Source organism: Nocardia amamiensis (assembly GCF_015477605.1).
Taxonomy (GTDB): domain Bacteria; phylum Actinomycetota; class Actinomycetes; order Mycobacteriales; family Mycobacteriaceae; genus Nocardia; species Nocardia amamiensis_A.
The window spans coordinates 1-1,118 of record NZ_JADLQX010000164.1 but is presented as its reverse complement, the minus strand read 5'-3'; the positions used below and the strand labels follow the sequence as shown (position 1 = coordinate 1,118).

At 63.2% G+C, this 1,118-nt stretch carries 1 protein-coding gene; it reads left to right on the top strand.

Going from position 1 to position 1,118, the window contains the following annotated elements; translation table 11 throughout:
• Window positions 1-186: 186 nt before the first annotated feature.
• Window positions 187-980 (top strand): IS5 family transposase gene (locus IU459_RS37265; protein WP_440446564.1). Its coding sequence is split into 2 segments (ribosomal slippage): window positions 187-517 and window positions 517-980, totalling 795 coding nucleotides; the frame shifts between segments, so codons are not numbered across the junction.
• Window positions 981-1,118: the final 138 nt, after the last annotated feature.

Here is a 1,118-nt window from a genome sequence, read left to right as displayed (position 1 = left end):
CCAGATCCCACAACTCGTCCGGCACAAGCCGCCGCGACAACGCATCCACCACGACCGAACATCATGCAACACAACCGATCTCAATGCGCCAAGAACGAATTACATCCATGTGAGACATGGTCTAAGAGCTCCTAACAGGTTCGTCTGGGTGGCGTTGATTCCTGTTGCAGTGCAGTATGTTTCGTCGTGGCGGCGCCGTGGGTCGTGGATGACGAGTTATGGGCAGTGATCGAACCGCTACTGCCGGTCCGGGCGCCGGGTACGCCGGGGCCGGCGCGGATGGACGACCGGCTGGTGTTCCAGGGGATCTTGTTCGTGCTGTTCACCGGGATCGGGTGGGAAGACCTGCCCCAGGAGCTGGGCTTCGGGTCCGGCATGACCTGCTGGCGGCGGGTGCGGGACTGGCAAGCGGTCGGGGTGTTCGAGGCGATGCACCAGGCGATGCTCGCCCACGCCAGCAGCGCCGGGTTGATCGATTTCGACCGGGTCATCGCCGACGCCTCGCACGTGCGGGCGAAAAAAGGGGCGCCGCGACCGGTCCGAGCCCGGTCGACCGCCGTAAGACGGGATCGAAACACCACATCCTGACCTGCGGAAACGGGCTACCTCTCGCGGTCGCGCTGTCGGGCGCCAACGTCAACGACCACCTGATGCTGCCAGAGTTGCTCGACCGGGTCCGGCCGCTGCGCGGCAGAACGGGTCGGCCTCGCCACCGGATCAAGACACTGATCGCGGACAAGGGCTACGACTATCCGCGCGTGTATGACGAACTGCAGCAACGACGTATCACCGGCTACATCCCCCGCCGCGGCACCCACGACAAGGTGACAGGGCGATGGATCGTCGAACAATCCCTGGCCCTGCTGCACCAGTACCGCCGCCTCGCCACCCGCTGGGAACGACGCACCGACATCCACCAAGGACTCCTCGACCTCGCCGCCGCCCTCATCTGCTGGCGAAGACTCCGCAACCGAACCTGATAGGTGCTCTAAGCTTGAAATTTAACCTCCGCGGCCGGTGGACAGACCCCGGTTGATCATGCAAGCAGCCCTTGTCTGATGATTGCTGTTGCGACACAGACAATTTCACACAAGAGCTGCGGTGATAAGTATGACCGA